Raw genomic sequence first — 17,823 nt, forward strand, 5'->3', positions numbered from 1 at the left:
CGGCTTGGCGCTCTCCCGTAACAACGGTATGGCGTGATGGAGCGACGCTAACAAAATCAGGGGGCGGCGTGACCTGTCAGATGTGACAGGTAAGGCCGGTTTTTTTAGACCGAATAAGGTGGACGGCACGGCGCTTTATCGCGAATGGTAAAATCGTTGCCAAAAAAAACGGCCGGGTCATCTATAAGACGACCCGGCCGTAGTGGCGGGCTGAAGCGCTTACTGCACTTCTACCGCCAGGCTTTCACTGATCTTTTTCTGCCAGATGGCAGGACCGGTGATGTGTACCGACTCGCCCTTGCTGTCGACTGCAACAGTCACAGGCATGTCTTTCACGTCGAACTCGTAGATCGCTTCCATGCCCAGTTCGGCGAAAGCCACCACGCGGGATTTCTTGATGGCTTGTGCCACCAGGTAAGCCGCGCCGCCGACCGCCATCAGGTAAACGGCTTTGTGGTCCTTGATCGCTTCGATCGCGATCGGGCCGCGTTCGGATTTGCCGATCATGCCCAACAGGCCGGTTTGCTCGAGGATCTGACGGGTGAACTTGTCCATCCGCGTCGCGGTAGTCGGGCCGGCAGGGCCAACCACTTCTTCGCGCACCGGATCAACCGGGCCGACGTAGTAGATGAAGCGACCCTTCAGGTCCACCGGCAGGGTTTCACCCTTGTTCAGCATCTCGACCATGCGCTTGTGCGCGGCGTCGCGACCGGTGAGCATCTTGCCGTTGAGCAGGACGGTTTCGCCCGGCTTCCAGCTCTGCACGTCTTCCGGGGTCAGGGTGTCGAGGTTGACGCGACGAGCCGACGGGCCGGCTTCCCAGACGATTTCCGGGTAGGCGTCCAGCGGTGGTGCTTCCAGCGAAGCCGGGCCGGAACCGTCGAGCACGAAGTGCGCGTGACGGGTGGCGGCGCAGTTCGGGATCATGCACACCGGCAACGAAGCGGCGTGGGTCGGGTAATCCATGATCTTCACGTCGAGCACGGTGGTCAGGCCACCCAGGCCCTGGGCGCCGATGCCCAGTTGGTTGACCTTCTCGAACAGCTCCAGGCGCATCTCTTCGATACGATTCTGCGGGCCGCGTGCTTTCAGCTCGTGAATGTCGATGGACTCCATCAACACTTCCTTGGCCATGACGGCGGCTTTCTCGGCGGTACCGCCGATGCCGATGCCGAGCATGCCCGGTGGGCACCAGCCAGCGCCCATTTCCGGAACGGTTTTCAGCACCCAGTCGACGATCGAGTCGGACGGGTTGAGCATGGCCATTTTCGACTTGTTCTCGGAACCGCCGCCCTTGGCCGCCACGTCCACTTCCACGGTGTTACCCGGAACGATGGAGTAGTGGATAACGGCCGGGGTGTTGTCCTTGGTGTTTTTACGAGCGCCCGCCGGGTCGGCGAGGATCGAGGCACGCAGGACGTTTTCCGGCAGGTTGTAAGCCCGGCGCACGCCTTCGTTGATCATGTCGTCCAGGCCCATGGTGGCGCCATCCCAACGTACGTCCATGCCCACGCGAACGAAGACGGTAACGATGCCGGTGTCCTGGCAAATCGGGCGATGGCCGGTGGCGCACATCCGCGAGTTGATCAGGATTTGCGCCATGGAGTCACGGGCCGCTGGCGATTCTTCGCGCAGGTAGGCTTCGTGCATCGCCTGGATGAAGTCAACGGGGTGGTAATAGGAAATGAACTGCAGGGCGTCGGCAACGCTCTGAATCAGGTCGTCTTGCTTGATCACGGTCATGAGTCGCGCTCCTCTAAAAGACGGGAACATTCAATAAGGTGCTTGCAGCTTGGGTGCATCGGTCGGTTGCAAGCACCTTCCAAGGCACGCCGGGGCTGCTGGCGCGACGCTAAAAAGGCGCGGCAGTATACCGCGCCTCGGTTCCGGGCACACCCGCCGGTAGTCAATCGTTGGTCGCATATCGCACACGATCCCTGTAGCAGCTGGCGAAGCCTGCGTTCGGCTGCGTAGCAGTCGTGAAATCATGCACCGCGATATGTCAGGTAAACCGCGGTGTTTGTTTTAACGACTGCTGCGCAGCCGAACGCAGGCTTCGCCAGCTGCTACAAGGAATGTGGTGTCTACGGAAATCGGGTCATGGCATTGACGCCAGTTTTCCGCCCTTAAAATTGAATGGTCATTTATCAGGCACGCTACTAAAGTGGCATTCGGTCTGTAGAGTAGGACACTCAAGCAGCCTCCTTCGCACGGTGAGTCAACGATTGACCCATAACGCCATCCAGCGCTTGTTGCTCAAACGCTTTGCCCTCGCAGCCGGCACCTACGCTCTGGCTTTGTTGCTGTTGTGGCTGGCGTTTTTTACCGGTCATTACGATGAATCCCTGCCCAACGTGGCTATCGGCAGTGCGCTGGTGGTCATCAGTCAGGCCGCGTTGTTTGCGGTGTTTTACAGTGGCTGCAACCTGCGTTTTTCCGACCCCAGCCTGACTGAAGCGCAAGTGTTGCTGGGGCTGGGTTGGCAAACCTGGCTGATCGCCAATCTGGACGAGGCACGCGGCGCGTTCCTGGTGTTCTACGTGCTGATTCTGCTGTTCGGGTTGTTCCATCTTTCGCGCATGGCTTTTTTGCGGTGCGCGCTGTTGGTGTTTTTCAGTTTCAGCGCGATCACGCTGTGGGAGGGCTACCACTTCCAGTTACCCGACCCGGCGCTGGCCGCATTGCAGGTGTGCGTGCTGCTCATCGTGTTGGTCTGGCTGGAACTTTATGCCCGTCACGTCCAGGCCTCCCGTCAACGCATGCGTCAGCGCCGATTTGCCTTGCAGGCGCATCAGGACACCCTGCGCGGGATGATGCGCCAGCTCGAAGACCTGGTGGCCACTGACGAACTGACCGGGCTGTTTAATCGCCGGCATTTCCTGCGCCTGGCCTCCCGTGAGCTGAAGGCCATGGACGCCGGTGTCCTGCATGGCCTGGCGCTGATCGACCTCGACCATTTCAAACGGATCAACGACGTGCACGGCCATGCCGCCGGTGATCAGGTGCTGCAAGCCTTTGCCGCCGTGGCCACCGCCTGCTTGCGCGATGGCGATGTTCTGGCCCGTTACGGTGGCGAAGAATTCGTCGTGCTGTTGCCCGATTGCAACCCCGAGCGCTTGACCTCCTGTTGCGAGCGGCTGCGCATTGCGTTCACCGATGTAGAACTGATCGGACTCAACGTCGCCCATCTCAGCTTGTCGGCAGGCATGACGTTGCTCGAACTGGGCGACGATCTTGATGAAGCCTTGCAGCGCGCCGATCAGGCGCTTTATCGCGCCAAGCGTGACGGCCGCAATCGTTGCGCAGCCGCGTGGGAGAACGTCGATGCCTGAGTTACGGGTCGGCGAACGCCAATGGTCGGTGGCGGCGGGCAGCAACCTGCTCGATGCGTTGAATCAGAACGGCGTGTCTGTGCCCTACAGCTGTCGCGCCGGCAGTTGCCACGCCTGTCTGGTGCAATGTGTCCAAGGGCTGCCGAGTGACAGCCGACCCGATGCCTTGAGCGCGGAGCAGCGTCAGCAAGGCTGGCGCCTGGCGTGTCAGTGTCAGGTGGTCGAGGACTTGCAGGTGCACACCTTCGATCCGCAACAGGATGGCCGCCCGGCCGAGGTGGCGGCTGTCGATTGGTTAAGCACCAGTGTGTTGCGTTTGCGCCTGATTACTCAGAGCCCTTTGCGCTACAGCGCCGGGCAGCATCTGGTGTTGTGGGCGGGCAACGTGGCGCGTCCGTATTCACTGGCCAGCCTGCCGGACGAAGACCGCTTTCTGGAGTTCCATCTCGATTGTCGCCAGCCGGGGGAATTCAGCGACGCGGCCCGCCAGTTGAAAATCGGCGATTCGATCCGCCTCGGCGAGTTGCGCGGCGGGGCCTTGCATTACGACCCGGACTGGAACACCCGGCCGCTTTGGCTATTGGCCGCCGGCACGGGTTTGGGGCCGTTGTTCGGTATCTTGCGTGAAGCGCTGCGGCAAGATCACCAAGGTGCCATTCGCGTCATTCATCTGGCCCATGATGCCGAGGCGCATTACCTGGCCAAACCGCTGCAGGCCATGGCCGCCAGCCGCCCGAACCTGAGCATTGAGCTGTGGACAGCGGCCGAGTTGCCAGAGGCTTTGGCGCAACTGCGGCTTGTCTCCCGGCAAACCCTGGCCTTACTCTGCGGGGCCCCTGACAGCGTCGACGCCTTTGCCCGGCGCTTGTATCTGGCGGGATTGCCGCGCAATCAACTGCTGGCGGACGTCTTTGTTCTCCGCGGTTGAGTGCTGACTTTCAGACGCGAGACCGACCATGAGCGATGCCATCCAATTTGAACGTGAGCGCGGCCTGCTGACCCTGCGCCTCAACCGCCCCAACAAGAAAAACGCCCTGACCCGCGCCATGTACAGCCACTTGGCCGAAGCGCTTAAACTGGCCGATACCGACCCTGAAATCAACGCCGTGCTGATCACTGGCAGCGCCGAGTGTTTCACCGCTGGCAACGACATCGCCGACTTCATCCAGCAACCACCGAGCAACCTCGACAGCCCGGTGTTTCAGTTCATGCTCACCTTGCTCGAATGCCGCAAACCGGTGATCGCCGCCGTGGCCGGCGCTGCGGTCGGCATTGGCACGACGATGCTGCTGCATTGCGATCTGGTGTATGTCAGCCGCGATGCGCGTCTTCGGATGCCGTTCGTTAATCTCGGTCTCTGCCCGGAGTTCGGTTCCAGCCTGATCCTGCCGCGACTGCTCGGACAGGCCAAAGCCGCCGAGTTGTTGCTGCTTGGCGAAGGTTTCAGCGGTGAACAAGCCGCGCAGTGGGGCATTGCGACCGAAGCCTTGGACAGTGGCGAAGCGGCGCTGGCCAAGGCGCGGGAGATGGCGTTGCGTTTCGAGTCGCTGCCACCGGAAGCGGTGCGCATCAGCAAGCAGCTGATGAAAGCGCCGGACCGCGAACAACTGCGCAAGGCAATAGAAGAAGAGAGCGCACAGTTCACCCAACGACTGCGCTCGCCTGAGGCGATTGCGGCGTTGTCAGCGTTTATCAACCGTCACTAAACTCGCGTTGACCGGGCTGACGCTATCGCGAGCAAGCTCGCTCCCACAGGGGGGTTGTGTACGCCACAGATCCGATGTGGGAGCGAGCTTGCTCGCGATGAGGCCCGCCCAGGCAACACATCTTCCGGATCCAGAAAGCAAAAAGCCCCGCCATTCACATGGCGGGGCTTTTGTTTTTCAGCAACCGATCAATCAGACCATTGGGTCGCCAACGTGCAGGATTTTCATCCTTAGGCGATCCGGCGATCCGGCGATGCAAGGTTTCAGGCGTGGTAGCGCACTACAATACCCTTCGACTGGGACAGGCCGGCAATGACAATTTTGTCGGGCTGCAGGGCTATGGCATAGGCCCCGTCGGTTTTGGAACTTAAACGTGTTCGTGCCCAGCCGGGCCCATCATTGAAGTGCGGATCCAGCTTGCCCGTTTTATCAAAACGGGCGACAACGATGTCGAAAACGAAAGAGTTCTTTTGTTGGTCTATTGCCCCTGCAACGACAAGCTTGCCGTCGGCTTGGCGCGTGAGCGTTTTCCAGAGAGTGCTGCTTTCAGCCAACTGTGTATTGTGCGGTTCGCCCCGGTTGAAATCAGGATCCGGTTCACCGTTTTCTTTCAGTTTCATCAATTGACCGACGTAAGGGTCATGGACGGAACCGCCCAAGCTCAAAATACTTCCACTCTCCAGGGGGATAAGCACCTCGGCTCTTGCTCCACCAGAGAGGCCGTCCGGGTTACCTCCAATCCGGAAACCCTGCGGCCCGAACGTGCTATCGGGTTCACCCTCGGAACTGTAGCGAGCAAAGAACGTTTTTACCGGCGATGACCCAAGGTCATAGAGGCTGCCGCAGGCCACGTATCGACCTTCTGAATCAACGGTGACACTTTGAATCTGCGTTTGGGCGTTTTTATACCCGGGAGCGATGACTGCTAGATAGCCAACCCCAACGAAATCCGTGTCTAGCGAACCATTGGCGAGCGTGCGCAAGATCACCCCATAACTTGGAGCACCAGGTCTGAAAAAATAGTGAGAAAGCAAGATTTTCCCGGCACCAAGCGCAGTCACTGACCCTATTTGTGTGCCATCGCTGCTCGTCGAGTCGGGTTTAAAGGTGTCTGAATAACCCTGGTCAGATGATGTACCTGGCGGGCCGGGAAGATGGATGACAATTTTGCCTTGCCCGTTTTCGCCGAACGTCGTGTCAAAGTTTCCCAGTAAGTCAATCTGGGCCAGTGCGGGGTACGGATCGGCGCCGATGTAAGAAGCACCGACGAGCAACAGCTTGTTACCTGACAGAAGAAGTTCAGTTGCGTGTGATTCTTCTTTTGCCTCACCGAACTCACCGATGACATAACCGTTGTCGCCAAATTCGCTGATGACATTGCCTGTCGAGTTCAATGCAGTGATAAAAAACTTTGAAGTGCCATGGATTTGCGCGGTCCCACACACATAGAGTTTGTCGCCAGGGCCGTTGATAACCCCCACAGCAATAGAACCCGTTGCTCCAGGTACGTCGATTGTTGCTACGCCGTTTACCCCGAAGGCCAAATCGATCTTACCGGCCATGGTTGTCGATTGAGCCGAATCTGAAATGGACATTTTTACTCTCCTTGTGTGTGCTGGAAAACATCTGCAGGGATTGCAGAGGCTCATCAGTAAAACTGTGGAGGCAAGAAAGATACTGTCATAGTTGACAGCTGGCGCATGGCTATTAATGCAGGTGCGCGTTCCACTAATGCAAAAAAGCCCCGCCATTCACATGGCGGGGCTTTTGTTTTTCAGCAACCGGTCAATCAGACCATCGGGTCGCCAACGTGCAGGATTTTCATCCCGTTAGTGCCGCCGATGGTGTGGTAACTGTCGCCCTTGGTCAGGATGACCCAGTCGCCTTTTTCGACTACGCCGCGCTTGAGCAACTCGTCGATCGCGGCCTGGCTGACTTGCTCAGGCGGCAGCGATGCCGGGTCGAACGGTACGGTGTAGACGCCACGGAACATGGCCGCGCGGGCCTGGGTTTCGCGGTGCGGGGAGAACGCGTAGATCGGCACCGAAGAACGGATGCGCGACATGATCAACGGCGTGTAGCCACTTTCGGTCAAGGCAATGATCGCCTTCACGCCCGGGAAGTGGTTGGCGGTGTACATGGCCGCCAGGGCGATGCTCTGGTCGCAGCTTTCGAAGACCTTGCCGATGCGGTGGCTGGAGGTCTTGCTGGTCGGGTGCTTTTCAGCGCCGATGCAGATGCGCGCCATGGCTTGCACCGCTTCCAGCGGGTACAGGCCGGCAGCACTTTCAGCCGAGAGCATCACGGCGTCGGTGTAGTCGAGCACGGCGTTGGCTACGTCGGACACTTCGGCGCGGGTCGGCATCGGGTTCTGGATCATCGACTCCATCATCTGGGTCGCCACGATCACAGCCTTGTTGTGGCGGCGTGCGTGCAGAATGATTTTCTTCTGAATGCCCACCAGCTCGGCGTCGCCGATTTCCACACCCAGGTCACCACGGGCAACCATCACGGCGTCGGAGGCATTGATCAGGGCGTCGAGGGTTTCGTCGTCGGCCACGGCTTCTGCGCGTTCGATCTTCGCCACCAGCCAGGCAGTACCGCCGGCTTCGTCGCGCAGTTGACGGGCGTATTCCATGTCGGCGGCGTCACGCGGGAAGGACACGGCGAGGTAATCGACCTGCATCTCGGCAGCGAGCTTGATGTCGGCCTTGTCTTTTTCAGTCAGGGCCGGTGCGGTCAGGCCGCCACCGCGACGGTTGATGCCTTTATGGTCGGACAGCGGACCGCCGATCAGCACGGTGCAATTCAGCTCGGTGGCATTGGCGGTATCAACGCGCATGACCACGCGGCCGTCGTCGAGCAGCAGCTCGTCGCCCACGCCGCAGTCCTTGACCAGATCCGGGTAGTCGATGCCGACGATGGTCTGGGTGCCTTCGGTCAGAGGATGGCTGGTGGAGAAGGTGAATTGATCACCGATCTTCAGCTCGATCTTCTTGTTGGCGAATTTGGCGATACGGATTTTCGGGCCTTGCAGGTCACCCAGCAGGGCGACGAAGCGGCCGTGCTTGGCAGCGAGGTCACGCACCAGCTTCGCGCGAGCCTTGTGCTCGTCGGGGGTGCCGTGGGAGAAGTTCAGGCGGGCGACGTCCAGGCCAGCCAGAATCAGCTGTTCGAGAACTTCCGGCGAGTTACTGGCCGGGCCAAGGGTAGCGACGATTTTGGTGCGACGGACGGACATGCATAGACTCCTGAGTTCAAGCGCTGAGTGAGGCTACTATGCTCTGCGGGTGTAGTCATTGTTCATGTGCACTACTTATTCGTTTGTTTATTGAAACGAACATTCCTGAAGATTTCGCGCCACGGGTCGATACAGAGCTCAAGACAGGAGAACCCCCATGCGATTCGTGCTCATTGCCGCCCTTGCCATCAGTGCCCTCAGCGTCACGGGCTGCACCCGTTGGTCGATGAACCATCATTTGAATAACGCCTACAGCGCCTATGACCGTGGCAATTGCGAGCAGGTGATGCTCGAACTGTCCAAAGTCGAACGCGCCAGCCGAGCCCGGCCTTACGTGTGGCCGGAAGCATCGATGATGCGCGGGTTGTGCCTGGAACGGCAGAAACTGTTTGTCGATGCGGCACAAACCTACCAGTTCATCATCGCCTCGTACCCGCAAAGTGAATACGCCTACCGCGCCCGCGCCCGCCTGGAAACCTTGCAGTCGCTGGGCCACTACCCGCTGCGCAGTGCGGCTGCGGTCGTACGCCCGACGCAGTTCTAAAGGTCAAAGGCTGGCTCACCGGCGGTGGTGAGCTATAGTCGAATAGATCGGTTTAGAGCCTTGCCTCTAATCGACGCAACACCTGAGATCGGCAGGAGTAAGCGGCAGCGGCGTTGTGGACTGTCGCACCGGGATCGGGGAGAGCGTGCCCATGCCTCTGTATAAAAGAAGCAGGCCCGTTCCGAAGCATTAGTGCGGCTCTGCTTAAGAGCCTTGCTGGGCCATTTGCACATGTTTACCGACCGCCGGATCGAGCGGCATCAACTGCCGTATTTTCTAAGAGTGTTCAACAGCGTCACCGACAAACCCATCGGCTTTCTGGGCAACGTGTCCGAAGACGGGCTGATGCTGATCAGTCAGTTGCCGATGATGATCGGCGCCGATTTCGATTTGCGCCTGAAAATCCCCGCCAGCGATGGCTGCATGCAGGTCATTGATCTTCAGGCGTGTTGCCTGTGGTGCCATGAAGACACAACCCCTCACCACTATGACGCCGGGTTCAGCCTGCAACGGGCACCGCCGGAATATGGGCAATTGGTCAGCGCCTTGAAGCAATACTTCAGTTTTCAGCCGTTGCCTGCCTCTGCCTGAACGTCCACAACCTGTAGCAGCTGGCGCAGCCTGCGTTCGGCTGCGCAGCTGTCGTAAACCCGAGATGCACGGTCTACCTGATCACCGCGAGCTTTGATTTTACGACTGCTGCGCAGCCGAACGCAGGCTGCGCCAGCTGCTACATGGGTTCATCGTTAGGTCGTTTTGATCGCCATCTCGTTCTCCAACAACCTCTCCACCAGCAACAACCCCAACTCACTCAACTGATAAATCGCCATCGCCAGATGCCGCGGTTTGTCGTCCAGGCTTTCGGCCAGGTCGAGCAGCAGAATGCTGACCGACGAAAAGGTTTCGTAGGTCTGGATGGTCAGGGCTTCGGCGTTTGCTTCGGGGACGACGGTGAACATTTCCATGGCGCGGCCCTGGGATGAACGGAGGTGGTTGATGTCGGGTTTGAGGTAATGGTCCAGTTTTTTTGAATCGAGAGTGGCGTTGGGGGAAACCGGGTCGGTTTCGGGGGGATTGGGTGTGGCTTTGAACATAATCGATCTCCGTGATGGAGCCTCCACCGTCTCGCGACTAAACGAGGGGTGGCGGCTGGACGCAGGTTAGTCGACCGGCGGAGATACGAAATCCGGCGCGCCCGAGGGCGCCCTGCGTACAGCCACCATCAAGTGCGGGGATAGGGAATACCCGACTGGATGACGCTTATGCGCATCGTATCGAACCGCCGGGCGACTAAACCCGATCGCTGATTTGCAGCGACGCGGATCAAGTTACGGGGCAGGGCCAAGGCGCACAAGCCGGCGGATTCTGGCGGATCTGTAGTCCGTTGCGCAAGGCGGTGTAGTCACTCGACCAGCGCCTGAAGGACCCGCACGAAAGGACTCGTGGTGGTGCTTACCGTTCGTCGGGACTGTCAGATTTTACAGGTGGTTAAACTCTCTGCTAGCGCGTTTAATCGTTTAGCGTTTTTAGATTAATTATGTATTGGAGCTTAATCATGAAGAGTAATGAGCAAGATGACTTTAGCGATGAAAAATTGACTGGGGAAGATCTTAAAAAAAGAACAGCTCAAAAGGAGAAACTTAGAAAAAAGAACAATGCGGGCGGACTGATTGATGTTAGCTCGGTTAATAATCTCAGCGTTAAAGATATTCAAGAGTTGAGTGCGGGGCGTGCAATAACTGATACGATAGCAGCGAGTGTCGATAATTTTAAAGGGGAGGTGACTTACTCTTACTGGTGGGATAACGATGGTGGGCGTTTCAATTTACATACTTCTCAGTATAGAATTACGAAGTTCAATGGGCAGTCGGGTGGGAATAAAGCCAACTTGAATTTGTTTTTAATGTCAGGCGAGTTATGGGGGAACGCATCTCCTGATGCTATGTGGCAGGATGGTGATTGGCACAGCTATGTCCGCGGTGGATCTGTTTTGGCATTACCAACAGTCTACGTTATTGCTGAATTTATTTTTGATAAGTCCGGTAATGATCCGAGCGCAGGTGATATTAGAGTATATAACAAATAACATTATCCAGAAGTTAGTATCGGTCGATGTTTTTGTTGGTTCGTTTTTAAACGCTACGGTGATGAGCAGCAATTCTTGGTCTGAGTAAGAGTCTGGCTGTTCGTGCAGGGAGATTATTGTGGAACAAGAACAAATTTCATCGGTGCAAAGTGTTTCAATTCTTCGGTCGACCAATAATGCTTATATCAGGAATGCTGAAATTGATGTGGTTGGCACTACGGCTATTACATTGCCTATTGTCTTGCGTATGTTTAAGGGCAGTGCGCAGGTTGCAACAGAAACAGCTAATCGGAACGGTAACAACTGGTCAGCAAAAATCAGGGGTATTTTCGAGCCAGGCCAGTACAGGATTGAAGTCACTCAATCGGGGCCCGTGAATGTAACAGTTAATCTTCATGTCCCACCCGTTGTCATTACCTCGCCCCCCTCCGGCGTTTTACCAGCCATGCAGTTTTCGGTCAAAGGGAGCGGTGGCGAACTTGGACCGGGTACGGTCACTCTTCATAACGCTTCCGGCGATGGAGTTTTGAGCGCTGCCACCATCAAGGCTGATGGTACTTGGGACGCGACTGTCACGTTGCCGAGTGAGACGCAGCCCCTGACGTTTTACGCCAGGCAGAAAATCGGAAACTACTCATCCCCGAATTCCAAGCAGGTGACGGTGTTCTTCGCCCCAACTCCCCAGATAACTGCCCCCGTCTCTGGAACAGTGCCCAACAGGCAGTTTCCGGTCAGCGGAATCGGTGGCAAGTATGGTTCGGGTACCATCACCCTTCATAATGCTGCTGGCAACGCGCCTTTGAGCACTGCCACCATCAAGACTGATGGTAAGTGGGACGCGACTGTCACGTTGCCGAGTGAGACGCTGCCACTGACGTTCTACGCCAAACAGAAAATCGGCAACAACTCATCTCCGAATTCAAACCAGGTAACTGTGCAGTTGGCTGCTCTTGCCATCCCTGGCATCACCGCCCCCGCAAACGACTCGGTTCAAGCCACGGCATTTACGCTGACAGGCAACCTGGGCACTGTGGGCGGCAAGGTTCAGGTTTTCAAAGATCTGACTGATGATAAAGTTGGCGAATCCGACGTGTTAACTGCAGCTACCTGGAGCTGTTCCGTTGCGGTTCCCGTCGGTCCAGTGTCGCTTGTTGCAAAACTGGTCAAGGATGGGCGAGAGTCGGAGCGCAGTGCACCTCGAGCCTTCAAAATCCGTCCTCCCAAGTTGACGGCTGTCACTTTCACCATTCCAACCGAAACCACTGTGAAGTTCTCGGGTACCGGCCATACCGGCGCCACGGTGGAGATCACGGTTGTCAGCGGGCCGGGGGGATCAGCACCACCCGCAGCACAAGTGAAAGATGGCAAATGGGAAACGACGGCGACGAACTGGAAGTTCGGCACGTATACCCTGAGCGCGATTCAGAAGGTTCTTGACAATGCCAATGCCTGGATTGAGTCGGAGTCGTACACGTTCACCGTCGACAAGGTGTTTCCGGATCCGAGCGATGTGACGTACACGAAGGACTACCAGCCGACCTTCTCTGGTGAAGGGTTGACCGGTGCGATGGTGATCCTTTACAACCCCGGCGGTGCAAGCAAAGCCGCACCTGATGCCAGAGTGTCCAACGGTGTATGGTCGAGCAGGGCCTCCGAAGTCTGGGGGCCCACCTTCGAACGCGAAGTGCATATCCACCAAACGCTGAATGGTCAGGCTTCGCCGAACTGGGTCGTGTCCAAGGTCACCATCCCGCCATTGCCTCCTGGGATGAACGAACCGGTAGAGAATGGTCTCTCACCGAACCTCGGTGGCACGTGCTGGCCGGGTGCTCTCCTGAAACTCAAATACAGCGACAGCGCCACCGAGCATTCAGTCGACAATCATAATGGCACCTGGAGTTATCGGCGCGTCCAGCCGTTTGAGCCTGGGAAGACCCACACCGTAACCCTCACTCAAACTGCCGCCAGCCAAACCTCGTTGCCCACGTCCAAAACCTTCGAGGTGTCCGCACCTATTCCCCAACCGGTGATTACGTTACCCGCAGCAAACGCTGAGGTCGGCCGCGACATGACGGTCAAGGGAACGAGCGGCATGGCCGGGGCCACGATGCAGCTGCGCGACGCTCAGTTCGGCAGGGATCTGGGCGAGCCCAAATTGCTGACTGTCGACGGTGAGTGGTCAATCGAACTCATCGGGCTGGAATTTCGTTCGTACACCATTGACGCGCAACAGACGCGTAATCAGCAACAGTCTGAACGCAGTGGCATGCGTGCTTTCAAGGTGGTACTGGTACCACCGGTCATTGCGGTGCCGGTGGAAAACGGGAAGCTCCCGCGAACTTCGACACTTGAGGGGCGGGCCATGCCGAACGGGCGGGTCGAGGTTTGGCTGGAGGGCGTCGCCGAGCCTTTGCTCACGAACATCCTGGTGGGTACAGACGGTCGCTGGAAAGGCGACGTGACCTTGCCGGTGGGGGTCAAAACCATCTGGGCCAGGCAATTCTTTGAGGGTCAGACATCCAAAGACAGTCGGCCTTTGAATTACAACGTCGTGCCGGCGGCACCGTTTATCGAAACTCCGGCCACGGGCGAGCACATCGGTCGGCGGGTGGTGGTGTCAGGCTTCGGCGTGCCGGGGGACACGGTCGCAGTGAAGCTGGGTGGTGCCGCAGGCACAGTGCTGGCGCAAAGCCCGGTGCTGGAGGACCGCACCTGGTCGATGACGGTGGCGTTCGATCAGCCCGGTGGCCTCTATGGTGTGGTGGCCGTGGCGTCTTGCGACGGCTTCGATTCTGCCGACTCCCCCGGGCGACCGGTCACGCTGGGTACTTATACGCCCGCCTTTGAGCTGCCGGCAGCGGGGCATTGGGTCAGTCACCCGGTCGGATTCAAAGGCCAGGGCAGACCGGGCAGCGGGCAGGTGGTGAGCTGGTTCAACCCTGATCAAGTGTGGGCGCCGGATGTTCCCGTCACAACCGGCGGCTGGCAGGGCGAGGCGGCACAGTTGCTGCCCGGTGGCGGCAATTGGTGTCGGTTCAAGCAAACCATCACTGACAACGCGGATGGCGCAACGAGTTCCGACTGGGTCGAAAGCAAGCGCTTCGAAATCCCGCCGGCGCCGCCAGCAGAATCCTGACGTCTAACTTCCGATGAACGGTCATCGCTACTGTCATTTTTGACAGTAGACGATGGCCGCCTTCAGGCGCCAAATCTCTCCAACCGAACGCATGGCCTGACAAAGTTTGTCAGGCTGTTCAGGGCCGTTATCGACTCAAGGAACCTGACCATGGCTGACCCCCGCCCTGCCTCACAACTGCTAAACCAGGTGTTTAGTGAAGATCAACGCACACAATACGCCACCCTCGAGACTTACCTCGAAGAAGGAGGTTCGATCTTTCCTCTGGTGGAAAAGGGCGTGCGGGGGCTGGTGAGGGACTACAGCATGAGCCCGGAGGACGCCCGTCAGTTTTTGCGGCGGGCCAACAGCATGGCCATCTATGTGCGACGCCAGTTTATCGAGCATAGTCTGTGCAGTCATAAAGCAGAGGGTGCAGCACCGGGCAGTGGTTTGTTGTCGATGGTCCAGGGGCCCAGCTTTGAGCGGCTGTTCACCCCCAACTTCGACAGCTTTTGCCCACCGCAGGCGCTGGAGTCTCTCGCCTCGCCAGTGGCGTATTTGATCGAGCTGTTGAGGTGGATCGAGCAGCGTATCGAGTCCGTTCCAAATACTCAGGACAAGCTGCCACTGCATGACCGTCGCAAAGACCTGAAGCCGCTGTCCGTCGATTTCAACGCGGTGCATCAATCGGTGTCTTCGGTCGACATCATCGTCCCGGTGCTGGAAAAGTTCATCAAGGAGCATGGGGCTCAACCAGACCTTGAGCAGGCGATGATCGAGGCGCGGTATCCCAACGGGCTCCCTTATTATCAGCACTGGGTCACCCTGGATGGGGTCGCCCGCCACCATGGTCTGTCGGTCGGTAATTTTGCGCACATGGTGGATATCTCCTTTCCCTATTTTTTGCGGGATCAGGCCTGGGATGACGATGCGGGTCGGGCCCTGGCCCACGCGTCCCGGTTGGGGCCTTATCAGCGGCGGTTACTGACGGAGGGTCCCGCAGCGATCGAAGGTCGGGACGATTTTTATTTGCAGAACTTCGGTACCGAGGAACTGACGTGGCAGAACCTCAACCAGGTGCCGTTCTTCGGTGAGCGAACCAAACTCGACACTCAAGGGCTCGAGGCGTTGCTGTCGGTTCGCGTTTTTGCGCCGGTGCGCTCTGCCAACGTGACGTACACGGGAGCGGCACCTGCAGAGCCGGAAAGCGGGCGTTCCGGTTCGGTTTATCTCAATGCCAATGCTCACCCGGCTGTCAGTGTTACAGGTAGCGGAACGGGTCCTTCGTTCCTTCATAGATTGTCAGTCGCCCCCGACGTCGCCGAGGGGCTTGACCTATACGACCGGATGAACCGCAAGTTGCGTCTGGATCAGTGGCTGGAGCTGCCCAGCGAGCAGGTGGATGCACTGCTGGTGGCGGCGATCAGGGCAGAAAAACGGGGTGGTGCACCAGCCAATTCGTGGTGGATTACGGAAAAAGTCGTGCACGCACTGGGCCTGTTTCAGTCGTTACGCGAGCGCTACGGGTGTACGGCGCAAGACTTTGCCGCGTTTCTCGACGAGTTGTCGATTTACGGTCGTGGTGAAGCGCTCTCGCAGTTTGATCAGGTCTTCAACGGTCAAGGAGATTATCGCGAACCCTTGAGGCTCGATGGCGAACCGTTCCCGGTTTTGCCGGTACAGGGCGTGCCCGATTTGACGGTCACCCAGCTGTGCAGCGCTTTGGGCATCGATCTGCAAACTTACCATTACCTGGCCTTGGTGATTGCCGGTGCACATAACGTCAAGGACAACAACCTGCTGCGTAACGCGGCGACCCTGTCCAGTTTTTATCGCCTGGTGAAGCTGCCTCGGCTATTGGGCATTACGCCGGTCGAGGGCGCTCTGATGCTGACGTTGTTGGGCGGGGAGCCTTGGCTCTATGGCCTGGCGGGTGTTCCCCGGATCAATTCGACCAGAGTGGACACGCCCGATGTGCTGAACCTCATCTATGCCCTGCATTCCTGTGTGGGGTGGTGTGCCGATCGCAACATTGCGGTGCTCTGGATGTTGCAGCAGGTCTCGGAGCCGCAGGCCCTGGCCGACGCCTCTGACACTGAGCGGCAGTTGTTTGAGCAGGTGCGCAACCTGTTGCCCGGTGCACTGTTTTCCAACTCGGCGTTATTGATGGCCGGAGTACCACCGCTGGCGGGCGCCAGTTGGCTGGATCTGCTGACGATGCTGGTCGATCCCGATGGTCTGGTCATGGATCATCCGGGAACCGAGACCGAGTATCTGGCATTTGTCCGGGAAGAGCTCGATCGGGCTGTCAGGGATGGTCTCGGTGAAAGCAATGAAACGCTGCGCGCTGCCATCGTCGAGAAAATGCTCACCGTGCTCTTGCAGGCCCAAGAGGCTCAGGTATCGGTGGCCAAGGAGTGCCTGGCGGTTTATGCGGGCATCAACGCCGAACAGGCGTTACAGGTGCTGGCCTGGGCCAATGCAACGGTGTACCGACTGCTGCGTCAGGTGCTCGAGCGCACCTTTTCGGATCACGAAGAATCCATGAGGGGGCGCAACGAACAGCCTGATCCACTGCTCGCGTTGTTGGCCGATGTGCGCCGCCGCAGTGCGGTGGTGGCGAAACTGGATCTGGGCGCTGAGCTGTTGCAGGACTATCTGGATTACGGTCATAAAGCCTGGCTGGGCCAGGACAACAAACACGCGTTCACGGTGCGGACGCTTTACTACCTGACCTCGCTCACCCGGGCATTTGAGCTGGGCAAACAGCCGGCACAGAAACTGCTCGATTATCTGCGCGAGGTCAACGCTCTGCCTTTCCCGCTGACGGGGGATGCGCTGCGTCTGGCCCAGCAAGCGGCGTCAATCAGACTGGCGGAGTTTTTCGACTGGAGCGTTCAGGAGGTACGCGAGTGCGTCAACCGCATCGATCCGACACTCAAGATTCTGAAAAACCTGACCCAGCTTGATCTGTTGATGCGCATTCGGGTGATGGCGGCGCACACCGGCATGGATGCCTTGACGATCTTCCTGATGGGTACTTTGCCGGAAGCTGTAGACAAGCCGAAGTACAAGGATGCCGCGGAGCATGCGTTGCTGAGTCTGTCCGAATCCCGTGCGCCGCTGATTGCCTTCACCGAGGATCTGAAGCAACTCGTCACCCTGACCTGTGTTGTCGACAACAACCAGGTGGTAGCCAACAAGCCAGGGGCGAAAATCACCTTCACCGTGACCCTCAAGGACAGCGACGCAAACCCGCTGAGCGGTGTCAACGTCTACTGGAGCGCCACCCTGGGCAATATTGCCACCCAGGCAACGGGTATCGACGGTACGGTAAAGGCGCAGTTCACACCGGGCAAGGTCACGGGCACGGACACCCCGCTGTTCTGGCTGGATCTGTTCGAGCCGGAGTATGCACCCACCATCAACATCGTTGCCGACTTCCTTACCTTGCAATTTCCTCCACCGCTCATGTCGCGAGTGCCATTGGGAAGCGTGCCATACGGCCAGGAAATTGAACTCTACGCCACGCTGATGGACCGGTATCAAAATCTCGGGAAAAACAGCCTCGTACGCTGGGCTTTCGAGGCGCTGGATCCCGGCATCGAGCCACTTGCATTGGTTATCCGGCCGGCTCAGGCCTACACCAATCAGGAGGGCCTGACGCGAGTGTTTGTCTCCAGCCCTACTGGCGGAAGGTTCCGTATCACTGTCTGGACTGAGTCCGGTGAATCGTCCGCTGATTTCGACCCCATCACTTTCGACGGCCAGGAGGCAGAAAAATGAACGGTATCGC

General features: G+C 58.2%; 12 protein-coding genes. 8 read left to right on the top strand and 4 right to left on the bottom strand.

All coding sequences use genetic code 11. The features are described from left to right. Positions 1-219: 219 nt before the first annotated feature. Positions 220-1,743, bottom strand: coding sequence for a fumarate hydratase (locus tag ACMXYI_RS13000; RefSeq protein ID WP_415773505.1), 1,524 nt, complete (start codon positions 1,741-1,743; stop codon positions 220-222). A gap of 482 nt (positions 1,744-2,225) precedes the next feature. On the opposite strand from ACMXYI_RS13000, the gene ACMXYI_RS13005 reads away from it, so the two are divergent. From ACMXYI_RS13005 to ACMXYI_RS13015, 3 genes are read left to right on the top strand one after another with little or no spacing between them, the layout of a single operon-like run. Beyond that, positions 2,226-3,332 (top strand): GGDEF domain-containing protein, encoded by a 1,107-nt coding sequence (locus ACMXYI_RS13005; RefSeq protein ID WP_415773506.1) that lies wholly within the window; start codon positions 2,226-2,228, stop codon positions 3,330-3,332. Then, positions 3,325-4,260 (top strand): iron-sulfur-binding ferredoxin reductase, encoded by a 936-nt coding sequence (locus ACMXYI_RS13010; RefSeq protein ID WP_415773507.1) that lies wholly within the window; start codon positions 3,325-3,327, stop codon positions 4,258-4,260. The genes ACMXYI_RS13005 and ACMXYI_RS13010 overlap by 8 nt, the downstream gene beginning before the upstream one ends. 28 nt (positions 4,261-4,288) lie before the next feature. Then, positions 4,289-5,038 carry an enoyl-CoA hydratase-related protein gene (locus ACMXYI_RS13015; RefSeq protein WP_415773508.1) on the top strand — a complete coding sequence of 250 codons (750 nt, stop codon included), beginning with the start codon at positions 4,289-4,291 and terminating at the stop codon, positions 5,036-5,038. A 263-nt stretch (positions 5,039-5,301) separates the two neighbouring features. Here ACMXYI_RS13015 and ACMXYI_RS13020 read toward each other — a convergent pair whose 3' ends face one another. After that, on the bottom strand, positions 5,302-6,633 hold the full coding sequence (locus tag ACMXYI_RS13020; protein ID WP_415773509.1) for a hypothetical protein: 1,332 nt from the start codon (positions 6,631-6,633) through the stop codon (positions 5,302-5,304). Positions 6,634-6,827: 194 nt separating this feature from the next. After that, the gene (gene pyk / locus ACMXYI_RS13025; protein ID WP_415773510.1) at positions 6,828-8,279 is read right to left on the bottom strand and encodes a pyruvate kinase; all 1,452 of its coding nucleotides are present in this window, start codon (positions 8,277-8,279) and stop codon (positions 6,828-6,830) included. 157 nt (positions 8,280-8,436) lie between these two features. On the opposite strand from pyk, the gene ACMXYI_RS13030 reads away from it, so the two are divergent. Beyond that, complete coding sequence (locus tag ACMXYI_RS13030) at positions 8,437-8,823, top strand: tetratricopeptide repeat protein (RefSeq protein WP_415757667.1); 387 nt, start codon at positions 8,437-8,439, stop codon at positions 8,821-8,823. A 231-nt stretch (positions 8,824-9,054) separates the two neighbouring features. Next, positions 9,055-9,414 (top strand): PilZ domain-containing protein, encoded by a 360-nt coding sequence (locus tag ACMXYI_RS13035; protein ID WP_123367856.1) that lies wholly within the window; start codon positions 9,055-9,057, stop codon positions 9,412-9,414. Positions 9,415-9,569: 155 nt separating this feature from the next. On the opposite strand, the gene ACMXYI_RS13040 is transcribed toward ACMXYI_RS13035, so the two are convergent. Continuing rightward, positions 9,570-9,917, bottom strand: a complete 348-nt coding sequence (locus tag ACMXYI_RS13040) for a DUF6124 family protein (protein WP_415773512.1) — start codon at positions 9,915-9,917, stop codon at positions 9,570-9,572. 461 nt (positions 9,918-10,378) lie between these two features. Here ACMXYI_RS13040 and ACMXYI_RS13045 point away from each other — a divergent pair, with 461 nt between their 5' ends. The 3 genes from ACMXYI_RS13045 (at position 10,379) to ACMXYI_RS13055 (ending at position 17,813) form a co-directional block, all read left to right on the top strand. After that, entirely contained in the window at positions 10,379-10,909 is a 531-nt protein-coding gene (locus ACMXYI_RS13045; RefSeq protein WP_415773513.1) for a hypothetical protein, read from the top strand. Positions 10,910-11,027: 118 nt separating this feature from the next. Further along, the gene (locus tag ACMXYI_RS13050) at positions 11,028-14,045 is read left to right on the top strand and encodes a hypothetical protein (protein ID WP_415773515.1); all 3,018 of its coding nucleotides are present in this window, start codon (positions 11,028-11,030) and stop codon (positions 14,043-14,045) included. A 150-nt stretch (positions 14,046-14,195) separates the two neighbouring features. Further along, positions 14,196-17,813 (top strand): Tc toxin subunit A, encoded by a 3,618-nt coding sequence (locus ACMXYI_RS13055; RefSeq protein ID WP_415773516.1) that lies wholly within the window; start codon positions 14,196-14,198, stop codon positions 17,811-17,813. Positions 17,814-17,823: the final 10 nt, after the last annotated feature.

Source organism: Pseudomonas lyxosi, assembly GCF_047758685.1.
GTDB lineage: Bacteria > Pseudomonadota > Gammaproteobacteria > Pseudomonadales > Pseudomonadaceae > Aquipseudomonas > Aquipseudomonas lyxosi.